Origin of the sequence: Pseudomonas sp. FR229a (assembly GCF_030209115.1) — a bacterium.
GTDB lineage: Bacteria > Pseudomonadota > Gammaproteobacteria > Pseudomonadales > Pseudomonadaceae > Aquipseudomonas > Aquipseudomonas moraviensis_A.
The window spans coordinates 29777-51604 of sequence record NZ_JARVSP010000011.1 but is presented as its reverse complement, the minus strand read 5'-3'; the positions used below and the strand labels follow the sequence as shown (position 1 = coordinate 51604).

Genomic DNA, 21828 nt, shown 5'->3' with positions numbered 1-21828 from the left:
CTGAACCATGAGTTTGCTCAATATCGGGATGTCGGGACTGTCGGCCAGCCAGTCCTCTCTGGCTACGACAGGCAACAACATTGCCAACGTCGACACCGCCGGTTATTCACGTCAGCAAACCGTGCAGGGCACCAAGTCCTCGCAGCAGTACGGCAGCGTTTTCATCGGCACGGGCACGACCCTGGCCGACGTGCGTCGGGTGTACAACTCGTACCTGGAGTCGCAGCTGCACACCGCGACTTCCCTGGACAGCGAATCGGCCGCGTTCCTCAAGCAGGCGACGCCGCTGGATTCCATTCTGTCGGACACCAACACCGGCCTGACCGGTGTGCTGCAGAAATTCTTCACCTCGATGCAGGGCGTATCGACGTCGGCCACCGATGACACTTCGCGTCAGTCGGTGTTGACCGGTGCGCAGGCGCTGACCAGCCGCTTCAATACCCTGGCCAAGCAGCTCAACGATCAGAACACCACGATCAACGGCAGCCTCGGCGACATGACCGCCCAGGTGAACAAACTCGCCACGGCGATCGCCAATCTCAACCAGAAGATCGGCGAAATCTCCACCAGTGGCGGGGCGCCGAACGACCTGCTCGACAGCCGTAACGAAGCGGTGCGTCAGCTGTCCGAACTGACCGGCGCCCAGGTCGTCGAGCGCGGCACCAGCTTCGACATTTATGTCGGCAGCGGTCAGCCACTGGTCATCGGCAACACCACCAACAGCCTGAGCATGGTCGCGAGCAAGACCGACCCGTCGCGCATGGCGATCCAGATGGATCGCGGTTCGAGCACCATCGACATCACCTCGGTGATCAGCGGTGGCGAAATCGGTGGCCTGCTGACCTATCGCAAGGAAGTCCTCGACCCGTCGCTCAACGAGCTCGGTCGCGTGGCCCTGGTGATTGCCGATCAGATCAACAGCCAGCAAGCCCAGGGCATCGACAAGAACGGTGACTTCGGCGCGGCGATTTTCAACAACATCAACAGTGCCGCACTGATCAGTCAGCGCAGCATTGCGAAGGATGGCAACAGCGCCGGTTCGGGCAACCTCGATGTGACCATCAAGGACACCGGCAAGCTGACCACCAGCGATTATCAGGTGACCTTCACCAGCGCCACCGATTACACCGTCAAGCGTTCCGACGGCACCGATCTGGGCGCATTCAGCACCACGACCAATCCGCCGCCAGTGATCGACGGTTTCACCCTGGCCTTGAATGGCGGCGCGCTTAGCGCGGGTGACTCGTTCAAGATCACGCCGACCCGCAACGCGGCGGCGAGCATTCAGACCGTGCTCAGCGATCCGAAGAAAATCGCTGCGGCAGGTCCCTTGACCGGCGTCGCCAGCGCCAACGGCCTGGGCAATTACACCCAGCCGACGCTCAGCGACAAGATCGACATCTACAACCCGACCGCCCAGGCTGACATGCAGGCGGCGTTGAAGAACTCGACACCGGTCAAACTGGTGTTCGGCGCAGCCAGCGGTGGCAGTCAATCGTACAATTTGGTCGACGCCAAGGGCGCGACCATCGGCACCGGCACCATCGTGCCTGGCCAGTCGAACACGCTGAATCTGAAAGTCGGCATCGTCGATGCCAGCGGCAACCCGGTGATGGACACTACCGTCACGCCGAACGTACAGAAGACCTTCACCGTGCAGACCACCGTGGGCGGCACGCCGAAATCCGGCGAGACCTTCACCATGAACCTGACCGGCGCGGCGTCTTCGGACAACCGCAACGCTCAGGCACTGGTCGCGTTGCAAACCAAACAGACCGTGGACACCGGTTCGGCGAGCAAGGGCATCAGCCTGACTGACGCCTACAACACCCTGGTGACCAACGTCGGTACCAAGACCGCCCAAGGCAAATCCGACAGCGCCGCGACCACGGCGATTCTGGAGAACGCCAAGGGTGCCCGCGATTCGCTGTCCGGGGTCAACCTGGACGAAGAAACCGGCAACCTGGTCAAGTACCAGCAGTACTACACAGCGTCTTCGCAGATCATCAAAGCTGCGCAGGAAACTTTCGCCACGCTGATCAACAGCCTTTAAGGAGTCGTAATTCATGCGCATTTCCACCGCCCAGTATTACGGAACGCAAGCTTCGGATTATCAGCGTAACTTCAACAAGGCCGTTGCCACCGCGAGCGAGGCGAGCAGCCTGCAGCGCATCAACACCGCCGCCGATGATCCGATCGGTGCCGGACGTCTGCTGCAGCTGGGTCAGCAGGCAGCGATGCTGGATCAGTACAAGACCAACGTCGATACCACCAAAAGCGCGTTGAATGTGCAGGAGTCCACGCTGGACTCGATCACCACGGCGTTGGCCCGTGCCAAGGAACTCGCGCTGGCCGCGAACAACGGCACGATCACCGACAAGGATCGCCAGGCTTACGCTGCGGAACTGGGCCAGATTCAGCAACAAGTGCTCGGCTTGATGAACGCCAAGGATGCCAACGGTAACTACCTGTTCTCCGGTTCGAAAACCGACACTGCGCCGTATTCGCAGAATACCGACGGTACTTACACGTACAACGGCGACCAGACCACCATCAATCTGGGCATCGGCGATGGCTTGACGGTCGGAACCAACACCACGGGCTGGGATGCTTTTCAGCAGACCATCAATACCGCCCGCACCAGCGTCAAGATGACCGCTCCGGCGGTGGACGATGGTCGCGTCGTGCTGTCCAACGGCACGGTCGGTACCGAAGCTACATACAACGCCAAGTTCACCAGTGGTCAACCCTATACCGTCAGCTTCATCAGCAGCACGCAGATGCAAATCACCGACGCCTTGGGCAACGACGTGACTGCTGAAGCGAGCAAGAACGGTGTTATCAGCAATACCAGCGGCTCCAACCAGAGCTTCAGCTTCCGTGGCATCGACATGAAGCTGAACATCAACCTGAAAGAAGGCGACACCAACCCGGACGCAGTCATTGCCGGGCACAGCTTTCAGTTGGCGGTAAGCCCTGATACGTTCACCACCACGCGCAGCCCGGGAAATACCTCTACAGCGGTGATTACTGGATCGACGATCACCGATCAGGCAGCCTACACTGCGGCATTCCCGCAGGGCGGCGCGGTTCTCAAGTTCACCAGCGCCACCGATTTCGATCTGTACGCAGCACCGGTCACCGCCGACAGCAAACCAGTGTCTTCGGGCACCGTGGTCGGTGGCAACGCAACGGCCGCCGGTGTGACGTTTGCCTTGGGCAACACCCCGGCAACCGGTGATCAGTTCTCGATTCAGCCGAACAATCATCAGACGCAGAATATTCTCGACACACTGGGTCAGATGATTGGCGCACTGAACACGCCAATCGATGGCGATCCTGTAGCCAAGCAAAAACTGCAAGGTGCGATGGAAGCAGGTCTCGGCAATATCGACGCCGCTACCAACCAGATCGGCACCGCGGTCACTTCGATCGGTGCGCGCGGGCAGGCGCTGGATATGCAGAGCGTCACCAATGACAGCCTGAGCACGGCCAACACTACGACGCAGGGCTCGATCCGTGATTCGGATCCGGCTGAAGTCATGACCCGCCTGACCTTGCAGCAGACCATGTTGCAGGCTGCGCAACTGGCGTTCAGCAAAATCAGCCAGCTGGGTCTGTTCAACAAGATCTGATATCGACCGGGTGTGCGAGCACCCGGTACGTTGGCTCTTGAGTTTTTATTGTCTTTTTTTCGCGGTTTGAGGACTCGCTGTTCCGGTCGGGTTCGCGCCGCCTGCGAGTCCGCCGTGAATTCTCTCCCCCTTGTCAGCCTTGTCATTCCTGCCTTCAACCCGCGCTTCTTCGAGCGGGCGCTGCGCAGCGCTATCGGTCAGGGCTACGGCAATCTTGAAATCATCGTCTGCGATGACAGTCGTGGCGATGAAATCGAGGCGATTGTCGTCGCGCAGAGCGAGCAGAGCGGCGTTGCCGTGCGCTATGTGCGTAATCCGCGCACCTTGGGCATGGTCGGCAATCTGCGGGCCTGCCTGGATCAGGCGCAGGGCGAGTTCATCAAGTTTTTGTGTGACGACGATCAGTTATTCACCAGTTGCATCGAGCGCCAGGCCGACGTGCTGGCTCATCGCGACGAAGTCAATCTCGTGCTGGCTCAGCGTCTGTTCTGGGACGCCGATGACATGGTTCTGCCGTCTCGGCTGGAGAACACGCCGCTGTCGCCGATCAGTGGGCTGTTCAAGGGCGATGACCTGCTGGCGCTCTTCGAGTCGTTTCCAGCGAACATTCTTGGTGGGTTCAGTAATGCCCTGTTCCGCCGTGCTGACGTGGCCGAACTACTGCCAGCGTTGACACAGCCGGACCATTGTTTTGTCGCAAGCCTCGATTTTGCCCTGTTCGTTTGTCTGCTGCGGCGCGGCAATGCAATGGTCTCCAATCATGTCTTGAGCGTCGAACGCCTCTATCCCGATCGTCTCAGCGCTCAGCAAGCGATGAAGGACGCGCTTGAGGTCGAACGGCAATGGCTGTTGCAAATGCTCAAGGCTCGCAGCGGTGAGTCGGCGCCTGCGCCGGGATGGGTGCGTTATGTCCCCATGCCCAAGGCCGATGACTCACCGAGAGTCTGGGAGGAGTTGCCGCTGAGCCGAACGCTCGGCACCAAGCAAAGTGCACAGAAATGGCAAGTGGGTGGCGAAAGTCAGAGTTTTTCCGAGCTTTATGCGCAGTGGCTGGAGTGTCGCACGCTCAGTGACGTGCAGCGTCGGTTGCTGCCCGACACACTGGCCGAATGGCCTTCCACACCGCGTTTTGTGCCCATTGTGATTGATGAGCAAGGCAGCCCTGCGGCGCTGGAGCGAACCCTGGAAAGTCTCGCCGCGCAGATCTATGCGCCGGAACTGACACTGGTGCTGTCGAGCGATTGCGCTGAGCCGGTTCTGGATGAACGGGTGTTCCATCTGCCGTTGCAGGAAGATTATCTGCAACAGATCAATCAGTTGCTGCCGCAGCTCGAAGGCGCCGACTGGTTCTACTTGCTGCGCGCCGGTGATCGTCTGGTGGCCCCGGCCTTGCTGATGATGGCTGAACGCATCGCCTTCAATAAAGACTTGAACTGTTTCTACACCGATGAAGGCAGCATACGCGCAGGTGAGTCAGCGGAGCCGGCGTTCAAACCCGACTTCAACCTCGACCTGATGCGTACCTTTCCTTATGTCGGCCGCGCGCTGGCGTTTCGTCGCGACGCTTTTCTTGCACTGGGTGGTTTCGACTCAACGTTCACAGAGCTGGCGCCTCACGACATGCTCTGGCGCATGGTTGAAGATCAGGGCACTCAGGTGGTGGGCCATCTGGCCGAAATTGCCCTCGAGTCGTCATTCGACCTGAGCCAATGGTTGTCTTTGCCAGCCGTGACGCAAACCAACCCGCGATTGTTGTCGGCACATCTTGATCGCCTGGGGATCGCCCATGATCTGCGCCGCGGCAGCGTCGAGCTGCTCAATCGGGTCGATTACCGCCATGCGCGTCGCCCGTTGGTGTCGATCATCATTTCCACCCGCGACCAGGTCGCTGCCTTGCAACGCTGCGTCGAAAGCCTGTTGGAAAAAACCGTCTACAGCGAGTACGAACTGTTGCTGGTCGACAACGCCAGCGAGACAGCCGAGGCGCGCGCCTGGCTGGACGGTATGGCGCAACTGGGCAGCGAGCGCGTGCGGGTGCTGAGTTACCCGCGCCTGGGTAACATCGCCGCATTGCGCAATTTTGCCGTTGGCCAGGCGAAGGGCGAATACGTGCTGTTACTCAACGCCTATACCGTGATCACACAGCGTGACTGGCTGGATGAGTTGCTTAACCACGCCCAGCGTCCGGAAGTCGGTATCGTCGGGGCGAAACTCTTCAACCCCGACGGTCATGTGCTGCATGCGGGACTGGTGCTCGGTTTGCAGGGCGCTGCCGGTCTGCCGTTCTACGGACAGGCGATGCATTCGTCCGGGTACATGTTCCGCTTGCAGGCGGTGCAGAACTTGAGCGCCGTCGGCGCCGATTGCCTGATGGTGCGCAAGTCCGTATACGAAGCGGTTGACGGTATGGACGAGCAGGAGCTGCCGCGCACACTGCATGAAGTCGACCTGGCCATGCGCGTGGCCCGCCAGGGATATCTCGTGGTGTGGACGCCCTATGCGGCGCTGGCGCTTGGTGCGCAGCCGATCGAGACGGTCAACAATGAAGAAACCACCTCGCACAGCCAGCAGGAAGAAACATTCTACAAACGGTGGCTGCCGTTCATTGCGCGGGATCCGGCCTACAATCCCAATCTGGCGCTGTACAAGCATACCGGTTCCAGTTTCACCCTCGAGCCAGGCCTGCGCGCTGGCTGGACGCCCTTCAGCCACAGCACCTTGCCGAAGATTCTGGGTTTGCCTATCAATGCATCGGCTATCGGACATTATCGTGTCACGCAACCGCTGATCGAGCTTGAGGCGGCGGGCAGGGTGCAAGGGCAGATCCGCTACAGCGTAAACCTGCCGCCGATCGTCGAAATCGAGCGGCTGGCACCGGATGTGATCATTCTGCAAGGGCGTTACACCGAAGCACCGGTCAATGAAATTCCGCTGCTGCGCAACTACTTCCACGCCCGACGCATCTATGAACTGGACGACTACGTCATCGATGTGCCTCATCGCAACGCCCACATTCGCAACATGCCGGACAAGCATGAGATGGAGCGGATCGTGCGCCGGGGGATCGGCTTGTGTGATCGCGTCGTGGTCTCGACCGAGCCGTTGGCCAATGCCTTGTCAGACATGCATCACGATATCCGTGTGGTGCCTAACATGTTGGCAAAAGAGTTCTGGAGCAGTCTGCGCAGCCAGCGCCGTACTTCAAAAAAACCGCGTGTGGGCTGGGGTGGCGGCACCAGTCACCATGGTGACCTGGCAGTGATTGCTGATGTAGTGCGCGAACTGGCTGACGAGGTTGACTGGGTGTTTTTTGGCATGTGCCCGGATGACTTGCGCCCGTATATGCATGAATTCCATGGCGTCATCGCACTTGACGCATACCCGGCGAAACTGGCCAGCCTTAATCTCGACTTGGCTCTGGCGCCGCTGGAGTTTCATATCTTCAACGACTGCAAGAGCAATTTGCGTCTGCTGGAATACGGCGCTTGCGGCTACCCGGTCATTTGTACGAACACCGAGGCGTACCGAGGTTACCTGCCGTGCACGCGGATCAAGACCAATACGACCGATGAGTGGCTGCAGGCTATCCGCATGCATCTGGCTGATCCGGATGCCAGCTATCGCATGGGCGACGAATTGCGTGAGGTGGTACTGCGTGACTATGTCCTGCGTGGTGATAATTTGCGGCATTGGGAATATGGGTGGTTGGCGGATTGATCTTTCAGATCGGCGACCCTTTTGGGTCGCCTTTTTTTTGGGGCCTTGGCCGGGCGCAGCGGCTACGGTTTGCTTCGCTGCACCTCCTTGCGCTGTGTCTGGCTGCGCCAGACGGTCGCTGCGCTCCCACGCCCGGATCAATCCCTCCACTCAGCCTTCCGACGTCGCCGGTGGGTCAAAAGCACTCGAGCTTGCGCTCATTGTTGAGTGGGGCGGCTTTGCCGCGGGCAGCTGCGCTGCTTTACTTTTCTGTGGGAGCGAGCCTGCTCGCGAAGGCGGCCTGACAGCCGACCGATTTCTCTCTGCCCGCACCTGATCCAACTGTAGGAGCTGCCGAAGGCTGCGATCTTTTGATCTGGCTTTTGCTGTTGCTTTTGATCCGGCTGTTGATCTTTTGCCCCTTCGGCAGGCTTCGTTACGGGATCGGTCCCGTAACGAAGGTCAAAAACCTCTGCCATCACTCAAGGTAACCCTGATCAGCCCAGCTCCCAAAACCCGACTATGAGCTGGCGCGTTTCCTGCAAGTGCCCCGCAAATCGCCATAAAACGAGCGCTCGCGGTCTTTCCAGCGGCGCCCGGTCCGGCAAAAGGTAGAGGCAGTTGGCCCGCAACGCTCAAGAAAGCCATGCGCAGCCCGGTGACGTACGAGAGGGGAGATGATGAAGGCAGTTATTTTGGCGGGTGGCCTCGGCACGCGCATCAGTGAAGAGTCGCACCTCAAGCCCAAGCCGATGATCGAGATCGGCGGCAAGCCAATTCTCTGGCACATCATGAAGCAGTATTCCGCCCACGGGATCCACGACTTCGTCATCTGCCTGGGCTACAAGGGCTACGCGATCAAGGACTTCTTCGCCAACTATTTCCTGCACACCTCCGACGTCACTTTCAACATGCGCGAGAACCGCATGGACGTACATCAGAACTACAGCGAGCCGTGGAGCGTCACCCTCATCGACACCGGCGAGGAGACCATGACCGGTGGCCGTCTGTTGCGCGCCGGCCGTTATCTGCAGGATGAAGAGGCGTTCTGCTTCACCTACGGCGATGGCGTTTCCGATTTGAACATCCGTGAATTGGTCGATTACCACAAGGGCCATGGTCGTTTGGCTACCGTCACCGCCGTGCAGCCACCGGGGCGCTACGGTGCGCTTGAGCGTCAAGGCGATCAGGTCCTCGGCTTCACTGAAAAACCCCGTGGCGACGGCGGCTGGATCAATGGCGGCTTCTTCGTCCTGTCGCCGAAAGTCTTGCCCTACATCGCTGGCGATGAAACTACCTGGGAAGCCGAGCCATTGGCGCGTCTGGCCCGCGAGGAGCAATTGAAAGCGTTTGAACACGACGGCTTCTGGCAACCGATGGACACCCTGCGCGACAAGAATCATCTCGAAGCGCTGTGGCAGACCGGGGAGGCCCCATGGAAGCAATGGGCCTGAATGCGGATTTCTGGCGTGGCAAACGCGTGCTGGTCACCGGACACACCGGTTTCAAGGGCAGTTGGCTGACCCTGTGGCTGCAAAGCCTCGGCGCGCAGGTCAGCGGTTTTTCGCTAGACCCATCAACCGAACCGAGCCTGTTCGAACTGGCGCGCGTACACGAAGGCATCAACGACCAGCGCGGCGATTTGCGTGACCTCGGTGCCTTGCTCGAGATCATCGCCGAGACCGAGCCGGAGATCGTTCTGCATCTGGCGGCGCAGCCCTTGGTGCGCGAGGGCTATCGCGATCCGCTCGGCACCTATTCCAGCAACGTCATGGGCACGCTGAATCTGCTCGAAGCGATCCGTCAGGTCGGCGGCGTGCGGGCATGCGTGCTGGTGACCACCGACAAGGTCTACGCCAACAAGGAATGGCTGTGGCCGTACCGCGAAGACGAAGCCCTCGGTGGCCACGATCCTTACAGCAGCAGCAAGGCCTGCTGCGAATTGCTCGCGCAGTCCTATGCCGCGTCGTTTTTCCCGGCGGACAAACATGCCCAACACGGGCTGGCCCTGGCTACCGCACGCGCCGGCAATGTGCTGGGCGGTGGTGATTTTGCGCCGGAGCGACTGATCCCCGACGTACTGAAAGCCTGGACCGCCGACGAGCCGGTGACCCTGCGCTACCCGCAAGCCGTGCGCCCGTGGCAGCACGCGCTGGAGCCGCTGGCCGGATATCTGCAACTGGCTGCCGCGCTGTACGAATACGGCCCGGAATACGCCGGTGCGTGGAACTTCGGCCCCGGTGAGGCAGACATGTGCAGCGTCGGTGAAGTGGTTGAACTGCTCGCCAATCGCTGGCCGCTGGCCCGTGGCTTGCGCATCGAACCGAGTGAACTGCACGAAGCCGGTCTGCTGCGTCTGGACAGCAGTCGCGCGCGGCAGGTGCTCGGCTGGCAGCCGCGCTGGTCGTTGCAGGCTTGCCTGGCGCAGACCCTCGATTGGCACTTGGCGTGGCAGAACGGCGATGACATGCGCGCCGTAACTCTGGGCCAATTGAATTTGTACCGAGGCGCGCTGTGAGCGAGTTTTCCCTGAAAGCGTTGCCGCTGGCCGGTCTGTTCTGCGTTCAACACAAGCGCTTCGAAGATCAGCGCGGGCACTTTGCCCGGTTGTTCTGCGAGGGCAGCCTGAGTGCGTTTGGCAGCGCTTTCCACATCCGCCAGATCAACCATTCCTGCACTCGCGAGAAGGGCAGTGTGCGGGGCCTGCACTATCAGAATGCCGACGCCCCGGAAGCCAAACTGATCACGTGCCTGCGCGGTGAAGTCTGGGATGTCGCGGTGGATCTGCGTCCTGACTCGGAAACCTTTTTGCACTGGCACGCCGAGCACTTGAAGGCGGGCGATGGCCGCAGCCTGTTGATTCCGGCCGGTTTCGCTCATGGCTTTCAGACGCTCACCGACGACGCCGAATTGCTCTATCTGCACAGCGCCGATTACGCGCCGGAACACGAGGGCGGCTTGTCGGTAAACGATCCTCGACTGGCGATTGCCTGGCCGTTGCCTGTCAATAATTTGTCAGCGCGTGATTCCAGCCATCCCGCGCTCGATCAACACTTTGCTGGAGTGCGTCTATGAACTGCCGTGGGTGCGCCGCACCGCTGAGCCTGCCGCTGATCGACCTCGGAACTTCGCCGCCGTCCAACGCCTACGTGCATGCCGATCGCCTGGAGCAGGCCGAGCAATGGGTGCCGTTGAAGGTTGCCGTGTGTGAGCAATGCTGGCTGGTGCAGACCGAGGACTACACCAGTGCCGACAGCCTTTTCGACGCCGAATATGCCTATTTCAGCTCGTTCTCCAGCACTTGGCTGAATCACGCCGAGCGCTATGTCGCCGAGATGAGCGAGCGCTTCGGTCTCAGCGCCGACAGTCGCGTGGTCGAAGTCGCCGCCAACGATGGTTACCTGCTGCAATACGTCGCCGCGCGCGGCATCCCGTGCCTGGGTGTCGAGCCGACCCGCAGCACCGCGCAAGCGGCACGGAAAAAAGGCCTGGAAATTCGCGAGCTGTTCTTCGGCCGCGACACCGCCACGCAATTGCGCAGCGAAGGCTGGAGCGCTGACCTGATGGCGGCCAACAACGTGCTCGCCCATGTGCCGGACATCAACGATTTCCTCGCCGGCTTCGCGACGTTGCTCAAGCCGACCGGCGTCGCCACTTTCGAGTTTCCGCAACTGCTGACGCTGATGGCCGGCGCGCAGTTCGACACGCTGTATCACGAACACTATTCCTACCTGTCACTGACCGCCGTGCAGACCTTGTGCGAGCGCAATGGCCTGGAAGTGTTCGACGTCAGCCAGTTGAGCACCCACGGCGGATCGCTTCGCGTATTCGTGCAACGCAAGGACGGCCAGCGTCGTGCTGTTCTTCCGGCAGTGCAGCAACAACTGCAGGCCGAACTTGCTGCCGGGATGAAAACCGCCGAGTACTACGCGACCCTCGCGCCGGCTGCCGAACGCATCAAACATGACCTGCTGCGCTTTCTGTTGCAGGCCAAAGCCGACGGTAAACGTGTGGTCGGATACGGCGCGGCGGCCAAGGGCAATACCTTGCTCAATTACGCCGGCGTCAAAGCGGATCTGCTGGCCTGGGTGGCCGATGCCAATCCGCACAAGCAGGGCAAATTCTTGCCGGGCAGTCGCATTCCGATCGTGGCGCCGGCGCAGATCGAAATCGACAAACCGGACTACGTGCTGGTGCTGCCGTGGAACCTGCTGCAAGAAGTCAGTCAGCAACTGGCGCAGGTGCGTCAGTGGGACGGGCGCTTCGTCATCGCCGTGCCTGAGTTGAAAGTGCTGTGAAGGTTCTGGTTACTGGCGCAACCGGTTTTGTCGGTCGGCATCTGGTTGCTGCATTGCTTGAACGCGGCTGCGAAATTCGTGCAGTGGCGCGCAACGCAGAAACGGCGCGAAGCATGCCGTGGATCGATGACGTGGAGTTCGTCAGCGCGGATATTCACGCTGCTGATCTGAATGTCGTCGCGCTGACCGAAGGCATCGACGCACTCGTGCATCTGGCCTGGCCGGGGCTGCCGAACTATCGGGCGCTGTTTCATTTCGAGCACAACCTGATGGCCGATTACCGCTTTATCAAAAGTGCGGTCGAGGCGGGCGTGCAGCAGGTTCTGGTGACCGGTACCTGTTTCGAATACGGCATGCAAAGCGGCCCGCTCAGCGAGTCAACCGAGCCACGGCCGAGCAATCCTTACGGTCTGGCCAAACACACGCTGCACCTGTTTTTGCAGAACCTGCAGCAGGAGCGGCCGTTCACTTTGCAGTGGGCGCGGTTGTTCTATCTGCATGGCGAAGGGCAGAACCCCAACAGCCTGCTGGCCGCGCTGGACCGGGCGATCGATAGCGGTGAGCCGACCTTCAACATGTCGGCCGGTGAGCAGTTGCGCGATTTTTTGCCAATCGAAAACGCCGCGCAATACCTCGCCTCGATACTGCAAGAACGCGGTTTCAATGCCGTTATCAACTGCGCCAGTGGCCAACCAGTGTCGGTGCGTGCGCTGGTCGAACAGCGCTTGCGTGAGCGTGGCGCAACGCTGGATTTGAACCTCGGCCATTACCCCTATCCGACCCATGAACCCATGGCGTTCTGGGCTGTGGTGGAGCGGTTACAACAATTACTCGAGGCGCAGCGCAGCAACTGATGCGCCTGCCGCGAAGGCCTTTTGGCCATGTGCAAACCCAATGAATTTTCAGTGAGACCGGACAATGAGCGATAACCTGATCAAGACCTTCGAAGCAGAGTGCCAGGCTGAAGTGGTTGCCCAAGGCCAGAACCAGGAACTCAAGGCGTTGGCCCAGCAGTTTTATAACGAGTCGGCCAAGCACAAGTACACCTATCACTTCTCGTGGATGGGCCGACCGATCATTCAGTTGCCGCAAGACATGATGGCGATGCAGGAACTGATCTGGCGGATCAAACCGGACCTGGTCATCGAGTGCGGTATCGCCCACGGTGGTTCGATCATCTACTACGCCTCGCTGCTGGAACTGCAGGGCCATGGCGAAGTGCTCGGCATTGATCGCGATATCCGCGCGCACAACCGTGAGGCCATCGAAAGCCATCCGATGATCAAGCGCATCAGCATGATCGAAGGTTCCAGCCTTGACCCGGCGGTGGTCGAGCAGGTTCGTCAGGCGGCTGCTGGCAAGAAAGTCATCGTGGTGCTCGACTCCAACCATACCCACGAACACGTCCTCGAAGAGTTGCGTCTCTACGCACCATTGGTGTCGGTCGACAGCTATTGCGTGGTCATGGACACCGTCGTCGAGGACATGCCGGCCGATGCTTTCCCGGATCGTCCGTGGGGCCCGGGTGACAACCCGAAGACTGCGGTGTGGGCTTATCTCAAGGAAAACGCTGATTTTGAGATCGATCAGCAGATGCAGGACAAGTTGCTGATCACCGTTGCTTCGGACGGTTATCTGCGTCGGGTTCGTTGACAGTTTTTTCATTACAGCGTTTTCGCACGGTTTGATCGCGGCAGGAGAAGTTATGCAAGGCAAGTACGGTTCTGAAAACACGCTGCCATTGAGCGAGTTGCTGACAGTGGTACTGATCACCCACAACCGCCCGGCTTTTCTGCGCCGGGCGCTGCAGTACTACAGCAACCTGCCTTGCAAGGTGCTGGTGCTGGACTCTTCCCCCGAGCGCCCGGAAGGTGATTTTTCGGCGGTCGATTATCAGCACTTGCCGCAATTTGCCTACTGGGGCATGCAGGCCAAACTGACTTACGGCGTTGCGCAGTTGACCACGCCGTACATGGTGTTTGCCGCCGACGACGACTTCATCCTGCATGAGTCGCTGGCCGAATCGGTCAGGTTCCTCGAAGCGAACCGTGACTACGGCCTGTGCCACGGTTACTGCCTGATGTATCTGGCGCTGGCGGGCAGCGTCAGCTACTACCGTCGCGACAAGAAGATCTGTGAAGACTACGCGTCCGAGCGCGCCGAGGATCGCGTCCTCGATTTCATGCATCAGTACGTACCGCCGTTTTACGGCGTGTGCCGTACTTCGATCATTCAGGACTGGTACGCCGCTTTGCCGGCGGGCACCAGCTTCGAATGGCAGGAAATCGGCCACACCTATTATCTGCTGGCGAACGCCAAGGCGCGGATCCTGCCGATCCCGTATGTCGTGCGCGAGATCAACATCGGCTTCTCTGACCACAACACCGAGGTCTATCACGCACTGTCCTATACCGATGCCAAATCGGTGGCCGAGCGCGAAGCCTTCGCCGAATTCCTTGCGTCCTTGCCGACCGCCATCACCGATCTCGATCAGGCGCAGCGCAAGGCATTTGCCCTGAAAAGCTTCGAGGCCATGACCGACAGTCTGGTCTCTGGGCGAGCGTTGACGACCGAGCTGATTTTCGAGTCGACCTGGAACAACTTCACCAAGGCACCAGAACGCAAATTCGGCCCACGGCAATACGTCGAGATGCCGTTTTACAACCAGCATTTCTTCGACTTGCTGACCCAGTTCGAACTCCTCCTGCATGCGATGCCCGCCGGGCGTATTCAGCTTGAGAAGCTTGAAGGCGTCTGGGCCCGGCAGGAGTATCTGTTGCAGGCGCGAAATAACGACACTCCGCAAAGCGTCATCGACCGGCTGTGGCAAGCCCATGACAGCAACGCGTTCAACCGTCGCGTGGTCAAGCGTCTGGCCGAGCAACTGCAGTCGGCTGGCGAGGAAGTGCCTGCGAAGGAAATGCTTGAGTGGGACGCGCGTCTTCAAGCCGTGTCGAACATTGATCACTATCCGGTCTTTGGCAAGATGCGCTCGGGGCGTTTGCTCGATTGGCTGGCGGCGCGCAAGCCTGACGCCGAACAATCTGCTTCAATCGCTGCCCGTCTGGCCGCCAGCAACGGCGGACCGCAGTTCGGTATTTTCCTGCTTGACCTGGATGACAGCGTCGAGAAGCTGCAAATTACCCTCGACAGCCTGGTCGAAGGTGTCAGTAAAGCGTTCAAGATCGTGGTCTTCACCACTGGCGAACCGCAGACCGCGACCACCGCGCAAAACACCTTGCACTTTGTTCGGGTTACCCCGGGCAATCTCGTCGACAAGCTCAACCAGAGCGCTGCGCAGTCGCCTTGCGACTGGTTGCTGCTGGCGAACGTGGGCGACGAATTCACACCGGCCGGCCTGGCGCGCGCCGGTCTGGAACTGATGGCGGCCAGCGGTGTTCGCGCAGTAGCGACTGATGAAATTCAGCGCACTGCCGAAGGCGCACTGGTCGACGTATTCCGCCCCGGTTTCAATCTTGATCTGCTGCACAGCGTGCCGTCGCTGATGGCGCGGCACTGGCTGATCCGCCGCGAAGTCCTGCTTGAAGCCGGCGGTTATCAGGCCGACTTCAGCAAGGCGCTGGAATTCGATCTGTTGCTGCGCATCATCGAACAGGGCGGCCTCGACGGCCTGGCGCATCTTGATGAGCCGCTGCTGATCACCGAGCAGGCGCCTCTGGAAGAAAACGCCCATGAGCGTCTGGCGCTGCTGCGTCACTTGGGCAATCGCGGTTACAAAGCCAAGGTCACCTCGGCGCTGCCGGGTACCTGGCAGATCGATTATCGCCATACCGAACAACCGCTGGTGTCGATCATTGTGCCGGTCATTGATGATCTGCCGGCACTGCGTCGCTGCCTCGAAGGCGTACTGCTGCGCACCCGTTACAGCCGCTACGAAGTGCTGCTGGCCGCCAACGGCAATCAGTCGGCCGAGGTCAACGATTGGCTGGGCACGCTGCGCCACGCCAAGGTCAACGTACTGCGTGCCGATCAGCCGCTCGGCGAAATCGCGTTGTATAACGCCGCCAGCGAGCAGGCGCAGGGTGAATACCTGGTGCTGCTGGCCGCCGACAGCGAAGTGGTCAACCCGAACTGGATCGATTCGCTGCTCAACCATGCCCAGCGTCCGGAAGTCGGCGTCGTCGGCGCCAAACTCGTCGATCGTGACGGCAAGGTTGCCCAGGCCGGTCTGATTCTCGGCCTCAACGATGGCGTCGGCTCGCCCTTCATCGGCGAGAAACACAAGGCCGAGGGTTACATGCAGCGTCTGGCTGTCGAGCAGAATTACTCGGCGGTTTCCAAGGTGTGCCTGATGATTGGCAAGGACATGTTCAATGCCCTTGGCGGCCTGGACGAGGTGACCTTCGCTGCGGGCTATGCCGATGTCGATCTGTGCCTCAAGGCCGGTCAGGCCGGTTACCTCACCGTGTGGACGCCACTGGTGCAGGTGCTGCACACCGGCGAGCTGCCACAGGCGCCAGCGGCATTGGCGGCACTGCGTGAAAAGTGGCCGGATGCTTTCGCGCAGGACCCGGCGTACAACGCCAACCTGGCCCTGAGTGGCAAAGGTTTCACTCTTGGCGAAAACGCCTCGATCAATTGGGCGCAGTTGCTCGCCTGAGCAGGCCGGACAGGAATCACCACATGTTCAACGGACAATCGATTTTCATCTCCGGCGGCACTGGCTCGTTCGGCCGTAACTTCATTCGCCGCTTGCTCGAGCAATACCAGCCCAAGCGCGTCGTGGTGTTCTCTCGCGACGAGCTGAAGCAGTACGAGATGCAGCAGACGTTCAACGCGCCATGCATGCGTTATTTCATCGGTGACGTGCGTGACGCCGAGCGCTTGCGTCAGGCCATGCGCGGCATCGATTACGTCGTCCATGCCGCTGCGTTGAAGCAGGTGCCGGCGGCGGAATACAACCCGACCGAATGCATCCGCACCAACGTCAATGGCGCGGAGAACATCATCGCCGCCGCCATCGACAATGGCGTGAAGAAGGTCGTCGCGCTGTCCACCGACAAGGCGGCCAGCCCGATCAATCTGTACGGTGCGACCAAGTTGCTCTCGGACAAATTGTTTGTCGCCGCCAACAACATCGCCGGCGAGCAGCAGACCCGTTTCGCCGTGGTGCGCTACGGCAACGTCGCTGGCTCGCGCGGTTCGGTGGTGCCGTTTTTCAGCAAGCTGATCGCTGAAGGCGCGCAAGAATTGCCGATCACCGACGAGCGCATGACGCGGTTCTGGATCACCCTGGATCACGGCGTGCAGTTCGTCCTCGACAGCTTCGCGCGCATGCACGGCGGTGAAGTGTTCGTACCGAAGATTCCGTCGATCCGCATCGTCGATCTGGCGCGCGGCATGGCCGAGCATCTGCCGCACAAGAATGTCGGCATCCGTCCCGGCGAGAAGCTGCATGAGCTGATGGTGCCGCTGGACGATGCGCGCATGACCCTTGAGTTTGACGACCATTACACGATCCAGCCGTCGATTCGTTTTACCAGCGTCGACGTCGATTTCGCCGTCGATAAACTTGGCGAACGTGGCCGTGCCGTGGGCGAGGATTTCGAGTATCGCTCGGATACCAACCCGCATTTTCTTTCGGTCGGGCAGATCGCCGATCTGCACGCGAAGCTGTCGGTATGATCCCTTACGGTCGGCAGAGCCTCGATCAGGCAGACATCGATGCGGTGGTCGAGGTGTTGCAATCGGACTGGCTGACTCAGGGGCCGACCATCGAACGCTTCGAGCAGGCCATGGCCGAGCGCTGTCAGGCGGATTTTGCCGTGGCGGTGTGCAATGCCACGGCGGCGCTTCACATTGCCTGTCTGGCGGCGGGCCTTGGCCCTGGCGATCGCTTGTGGACTTCGCCTAATACCTTTCTCGCCTCGGCCAATTGCGGGCGCTACTGCGGCGCCGAGGTCGATTTCGTCGACATCGATCCGCTGACCTGGAACCTCGATGCGTTCGCGCTTGAAGCAAAGCTCGAACAGGCGGAGCGCGACGGCACGCTGCCGAAAGTCCTCGTCGCCGTTGCCTTTTCCGGGCAGAGCTGTGACCTGCGCAAGATTGCCGATCTGGCGGTGCGCTACAACTTCACCGTGATCGAAGACGCCTCCCACGCAGTGGGCGCGAGCTACGCCGGGCGTCCGGTCGGTTGTGGTGAATTCGCGGCGATGACGGTGTTCAGTTTTCATCCGGTGAAAATCATCACCAGCGCCGAGGGCGGCATGGTCCTGACCAATCGCCCGGCGCTGGCCGAACGTCTGCGACGCCTGCGCAGCCATGGTATGACCCGGGATGCAGAACAGATGACCGAGCCCAGTCACGGGCCGTGGTATTACCAGCAGGTCGAGCTGGGTTTCAACTATCGGATTACCGATCTGCAAGCGGCGCTGGGTCTGTCACAACTGCGCAAGCTCGACGAATTTGTCGCACGGCGCCGCGAACTCGCAGCGCGTTACGATCAGTTGCTCGCCTACCTGCCGCTGACCTTGCCGAGTGCGCAGCCGGAGGCCGAATCGGCGTGGCACTTGTACGTGGTGCGTTTGCAGGCCGAGCGCTGCAACCTCAGTCATCGCCAGGTGTTCGAAGGTTTGCGCGCCGTCGGCATCGGCGTAAATCTGCACTATATTCCGGTGCATCTGCAGCCGTACTATCGCGAGCTGGGTTTTGCCGAGGGCGATTTCCCCGAGGCCGAGCGCTATTACGCCGAGGCGATCAGCTTGCCGCTGTTCCCTTTGCTCAGCGAAGTACAACAGGATCAGGTGGTCGAGCAACTGCGCCGGCTGCTGCTTGAGGAGTAAGGCACCGTGAGCTGCGTCGCGATCATCCCCGCCCGTGGTGGCAGCAAGCGCATCCCGCGCAAGAATCTCAAACCGTTCGACGGCGTACCGATGATCGTCCGCTCGATTCGCACGGCGCTGGAATCAGCGCTGTTCGACGCCGTGGTGGTCAGCACCGACGATGCGGAAATTGCCGACGTCGCACGGGCGCACGGCGCCGAAGTGCCGTTCATGCGACCGGCCGATCTGGCCGATGACTTCACCGGCACCGCTGCGGTGATCGTGCATGCCCTGCAGCACTTGCCGACGTTCGATTACGCCTGTTGCGTGTATGCGACGGCACCGCTGTTGCAAGTGCGCTACCTGCGTCAGGGCCTCGAATTGCTCAAGCAGCATCCGCACAAGTCGTTCGCTTTCTCGGTGTGCGGCTTCGGGTTTCCCGTGCAGCGCGCCCTGACCCTCAACGAGGAGGGCGCCCTGATGTCGCTTTATCCGGAGTTTCGCACCACCCGTTCGCAGGATCTGCCCGAAGCGTTTCAGGATGCCGGGCAGTTTTACTGGGGGCGCAGCGAAGCGTGGTTGCGCGGTGAGACGCTGTTCTCGCCAGCCAGCCTGCCGGTGATCCTGCCGCGCCATCTGGTCCAGGACATCGACTCCCCCGAAGACTGGCAACGCGCCGAATACCTCTACGCCGCGCTCAAGGCCGGCGGAGAACTGCCATGAGAGTGCTGATCCGTGCCGACGCTTCGCCGGCCATCGGCAGCGGCCATATCGCCCGCTGCCTGACGCTGGCGCGAGTGTTGCGCGGGCAGGGCAGTCATGTTGCGTTTGCCTGTCGGCGCTTGCCGGGACATCGACTCGAAGCCTTGAATGCCGAAGGCTTCGAGACCTTCGCGCTGCCCGAGCGCTATCGTGATGAAGACCCGCTGCAGGCCATCGAATCGATGTTGCCGTGGCAGTTCGACATTGATGCACTGGGCCTGCTGCTGGACGGGCAGGCGCCGTTCGACTGGATCATCGCCGACCACTACGGCCTCGATCATCACTGGCAAACCGCTGCCCGGCGCTGGGCGCATCGAATCGCCGCAGTGGATGATCTGGCGACGCGGCGCTACAGCGTCGATCTGCTGCTCAATCAGAACCTGTCCGGCTTAAGTGAAAACTACGCGCCGCTGCTGCCGCCGGGCTGTCGCACCTTGCTCGGCCCGCGCTACGCCATGCTCCGTGAAGAATTCAACTGCGAAGCCATCGAGATCAAACCGAAGGCGCGGCGGGTGCTGGTGAATTTCGGCGGTTTCGACGCGGCGATGCAGACTCATCACGCGATGTTGGCGCTGGCTGATTTCACTGAGTTGCAGGTTGATTTCGTCGCGGGCGCCGACAACCCGGCGTGGGCGCAGATGCAGGCCTTGGCCGAGACACGGCCGAACTGGCGCCTGCACAGTTTCGTCAGCGATTTCCATCAACGCATGACTGAAGCCGATCTGTTTATCGGCGCCGGCGGCGGCACCAGTTGGGAGCGTGCGGCGCTCGGCTTGCCGACCATCTGCATCGCAGTGGCGAACAATCAGCAGGCCAACGGTGAAGTCATGGCGGCGGCCGGCGCGCATGTGTTCATGGGTGCGCGCGAGCAGGTCAGCGTCGAGCAACTGCGCGATGCGGTCGGCTTTGTGATGGACAATCACTTTCTGCGCCAGAGCCTCGCCGAGCGCTCGCGGCAACTGGTCGACGGACGCGGTGCCGAACGCGTGGCGGCGGCGCTGGCCGGCGCGGTACTGAAACTGCGCCCGGCGACGCTGGACGATGCGCAGTTGCTGTTCGATGGGCGCAATGCCGAGTCGGTGCGGCGCTGGTCGCTGGAATCCGGCGTGATCGATTGGGCGCAGCATCTGAACTGGTTGATGGCAAGTTTGCGCAATCCGCAGCGGCTGCTGTTGATCGCCGAGGCGGATGACGGCCCGGTCGGGGTGCTGCGCTACGACTTGCGCGGATTCGAAGCGGAAGTGTCGATCTATCTGCTGGAAGGGCGTTTCGGCCTCGGTTGGGGCAGGGCAGTGCTCAGCCGTGGCGAAGCGTTCGTCGCTGCGCACTGGCCGCAATTGACGCGCATCAATGCCCGGGTCATGCCCGCCAATCAGTCTTCATTGAAAGTCTTCCGCGACGCCGGGTTCATCCAGGAAACCTGCGCGTTCAGCCGTGTTTTGAAGGATCACTCGCATGTCTAGTTTCAAGATTGGCCACCGCACGATTGGTGCCGACGCGCCGCCGTTCATCATTGCCGAGATGAGTGGCAATCATAACCAGTCTCTCGATGTCGCCCTGCAAATCGTCGAGGCTGCTGCGAGGGCTGGTGCGCATGCCTTGAAGCTGCAAACCTACACCGCCGAAACCATGACCCTGGATTTGGCCGAAGGCGAATTCTTCATCAAGGATCCCGGCAGTCTGTGGGCCGGCACTTCGCTCTACGATCTATATGAAAAAGCCCACACACCATGGGAATGGCACGCGCCGATTTTTGCTCGAGCCAAGGAGTTGGGGATGCTCGCGTTCTCGACGCCGTTCGACGACAGCGCGGTGGATTTTCTCGAAAGCCTCGAGGTGCCGGCGTACAAGATCGCCAGTTTTGAAAACACCGATCTGCCGTTGATCCGCCGTGTTGCCGCCACCGGTAAACCGCTGATCATCTCCACCGGCATGGCCAGCATTGCTGAACTGGATGAAACCGTGCGTGCCGCCCGCGAGGCCGGGTGTAAGGATCTGGTCCTGCTCAAGTGCACCAGCACTTATCCGGCCACACCCCTCAACAGCAACGTGCGCACGATCCCGCATCTGCGTGAGCTGTTTGGCTGCGAGGTCGGGCTGTCGGATCACTCGATGGGCGTCGGCGTATCGGTGGCGGCGGTGGCGCTGGGAGCGACGGTGGTGGAAAAGCACTTCACCCTCGATCGTTCGGCCGGTGGCGTCGACGCGAGCTTTTCCCTGGAACCGGCGGAACTGGCCAGTCTGGTCGTCGAAACCGAACGTGCCTGGCAGGCCATGGGGCAGGTGCATTACGGCGTGACCGAGGCTGAGCGAAAATCGCTGGTCTATCGCCGTTCGCTGTACGTCACCGCTGACATGGCCGCCGGTGAAGCCTTTACCGGGGACAATCTACGCGCCATCCGTCCTGGCCTCGGTCTGCCGCCCAAGCACACCGATGCCGTTCTCGGACGCCGCTCGCGCACCGCGATCAAGCGTGGTACGCCACTGGATTGGTCGCTGATCGAATAAGCCAATCTGCCATCGATTCGGCAAAATAGCGTGACCTGCGAGTCATAACGCGCATCTTCACTGTATTGTATTGACCGGGGAGATGGCGCCTGGCCCGTTTTGCGGTTCCAGTGATAGCCCTTTGCGCTTCCCGTGGCTGCCCGT

General features: G+C 60.7%; 15 protein-coding genes. All 15 read left to right on the top strand.

The window, feature by feature from the left end:
- Nucleotides 1–7 precede the first annotated feature (7 nt).
- Entirely contained in the window at nucleotides 8–2053 is a 2046-nt protein-coding gene (flgK, locus tag QRN33_RS10380) for a flagellar hook-associated protein FlgK (RefSeq protein ID WP_042607507.1), read from the top strand.
- 13 nt (nucleotides 2054–2066) lie between these two features.
- Nucleotides 2067–3635: a flagellar hook-associated protein 3 gene (locus QRN33_RS10375; protein WP_285408417.1), complete on the top strand. Its 1569-nt coding sequence runs from the start codon at nucleotides 2067–2069 to the stop codon at nucleotides 3633–3635.
- Between the two features lie 114 nt (nucleotides 3636–3749).
- The gene (locus tag QRN33_RS10370; RefSeq protein WP_285408415.1) at nucleotides 3750–7352 is read left to right on the top strand and encodes a glycosyltransferase; all 3603 of its coding nucleotides are present in this window, start codon (nucleotides 3750–3752) and stop codon (nucleotides 7350–7352) included.
- A 659-nt stretch (nucleotides 7353–8011) separates the two neighbouring features.
- On the top strand, nucleotides 8012–8785 hold the full coding sequence (gene rfbF / locus QRN33_RS10365; RefSeq protein ID WP_123418118.1) for a glucose-1-phosphate cytidylyltransferase: 774 nt from the start codon (nucleotides 8012–8014) through the stop codon (nucleotides 8783–8785).
- On the top strand, nucleotides 8767–9849 hold the full coding sequence (gene rfbG, locus QRN33_RS10360) for a CDP-glucose 4,6-dehydratase (protein ID WP_083353320.1): 1083 nt from the start codon (nucleotides 8767–8769) through the stop codon (nucleotides 9847–9849). Before rfbF ends, rfbG begins: the two co-directional genes overlap by 19 nt.
- Nucleotides 9846–10406, top strand: a complete 561-nt coding sequence (locus QRN33_RS10355) for a dTDP-4-dehydrorhamnose 3,5-epimerase family protein (protein ID WP_116657933.1) — start codon at nucleotides 9846–9848, stop codon at nucleotides 10404–10406. The genes rfbG and QRN33_RS10355 overlap by 4 nt, the downstream gene beginning before the upstream one ends.
- Nucleotides 10403–11629 (top strand): class I SAM-dependent methyltransferase, encoded by a 1227-nt coding sequence (locus tag QRN33_RS10350; protein WP_285408411.1) that lies wholly within the window; start codon nucleotides 10403–10405, stop codon nucleotides 11627–11629. Before QRN33_RS10355 ends, QRN33_RS10350 begins: the two co-directional genes overlap by 4 nt.
- The gene (locus QRN33_RS10345; RefSeq protein ID WP_285408409.1) at nucleotides 11626–12483 is read left to right on the top strand and encodes an NAD-dependent epimerase/dehydratase family protein; all 858 of its coding nucleotides are present in this window, start codon (nucleotides 11626–11628) and stop codon (nucleotides 12481–12483) included. Before QRN33_RS10350 ends, QRN33_RS10345 begins: the two co-directional genes overlap by 4 nt.
- 64 nt (nucleotides 12484–12547) lie before the next feature.
- On the top strand, nucleotides 12548–13282 hold the full coding sequence (locus QRN33_RS10340; protein ID WP_042607515.1) for a cephalosporin hydroxylase family protein: 735 nt from the start codon (nucleotides 12548–12550) through the stop codon (nucleotides 13280–13282).
- 52 nt (nucleotides 13283–13334) lie between these two features.
- Nucleotides 13335–16250, top strand: a complete 2916-nt coding sequence (locus QRN33_RS10335) for a glycosyltransferase family 2 protein (protein ID WP_285408406.1) — start codon at nucleotides 13335–13337, stop codon at nucleotides 16248–16250.
- 23 nt (nucleotides 16251–16273) lie between these two features.
- The gene (pseB, locus tag QRN33_RS10330; RefSeq protein ID WP_042607517.1) at nucleotides 16274–17275 is read left to right on the top strand and encodes a UDP-N-acetylglucosamine 4,6-dehydratase (inverting); all 1002 of its coding nucleotides are present in this window, start codon (nucleotides 16274–16276) and stop codon (nucleotides 17273–17275) included.
- Nucleotides 17272–18435 carry a UDP-4-amino-4,6-dideoxy-N-acetyl-beta-L-altrosamine transaminase gene (gene pseC, locus QRN33_RS10325; RefSeq protein ID WP_285408403.1) on the top strand — a complete coding sequence of 388 codons (1164 nt, stop codon included), beginning with the start codon at nucleotides 17272–17274 and terminating at the stop codon, nucleotides 18433–18435. Before pseB ends, pseC begins: the two co-directional genes overlap by 4 nt.
- A 6-nt stretch (nucleotides 18436–18441) precedes the next feature.
- The gene (gene pseF / locus QRN33_RS10320; RefSeq protein WP_123417943.1) at nucleotides 18442–19137 is read left to right on the top strand and encodes a pseudaminic acid cytidylyltransferase; all 696 of its coding nucleotides are present in this window, start codon (nucleotides 18442–18444) and stop codon (nucleotides 19135–19137) included.
- Complete coding sequence (pseG, locus tag QRN33_RS10315; RefSeq protein WP_285408400.1) at nucleotides 19134–20639, top strand: UDP-2,4-diacetamido-2,4,6-trideoxy-beta-L-altropyranose hydrolase; 1506 nt, start codon at nucleotides 19134–19136, stop codon at nucleotides 20637–20639. The genes pseF and pseG overlap by 4 nt, the downstream gene beginning before the upstream one ends.
- A complete protein-coding gene (gene pseI, locus QRN33_RS10310) occupies nucleotides 20632–21684 on the top strand; it encodes a pseudaminic acid synthase (protein WP_285408398.1) in 1053 nt (350 codons plus the stop codon). The genes pseG and pseI overlap by 8 nt, the downstream gene beginning before the upstream one ends.
- Nucleotides 21685–21828: the final 144 nt, after the last annotated feature.

Excerpts from the sequence above, each read along its gene's own strand:
- flgK (WP_042607507.1), top strand. The coding sequence starts at position 8 with ATGAGTTTGCTCAATATCGGGATGTCGGGACTGTCGGCCAGCCAGTCC.
- QRN33_RS10375 (WP_285408417.1), top strand. The coding sequence starts at position 2,067 with ATGCGCATTTCCACCGCCCAGTATTACGGAACGCAAGCTTCGGATTAT.
- rfbF (WP_123418118.1), top strand. The coding sequence starts at position 8,012 with ATGAAGGCAGTTATTTTGGCGGGTGGCCTCGGCACGCGCATCAGTGAA.
- rfbG (WP_083353320.1), top strand. The coding sequence starts at position 8,767 with ATGGAAGCAATGGGCCTGAATGCGGATTTCTGGCGTGGCAAACGCGTG.
- QRN33_RS10350 (WP_285408411.1), top strand. The coding sequence starts at position 10,403 with ATGAACTGCCGTGGGTGCGCCGCACCGCTGAGCCTGCCGCTGATCGAC.
- QRN33_RS10340 (WP_042607515.1), top strand. The coding sequence starts at position 12,548 with ATGAGCGATAACCTGATCAAGACCTTCGAAGCAGAGTGCCAGGCTGAA.
- QRN33_RS10335 (WP_285408406.1), top strand. The coding sequence starts at position 13,335 with ATGCAAGGCAAGTACGGTTCTGAAAACACGCTGCCATTGAGCGAGTTG.
- pseB (WP_042607517.1), top strand. The coding sequence starts at position 16,274 with ATGTTCAACGGACAATCGATTTTCATCTCCGGCGGCACTGGCTCGTTC.
- pseC (WP_285408403.1), top strand. The coding sequence starts at position 17,272 with ATGATCCCTTACGGTCGGCAGAGCCTCGATCAGGCAGACATCGATGCG.
- pseG (WP_285408400.1), top strand. The coding sequence starts at position 19,134 with ATGAGAGTGCTGATCCGTGCCGACGCTTCGCCGGCCATCGGCAGCGGC.
- pseI (WP_285408398.1), top strand. The coding sequence starts at position 20,632 with ATGTCTAGTTTCAAGATTGGCCACCGCACGATTGGTGCCGACGCGCCG.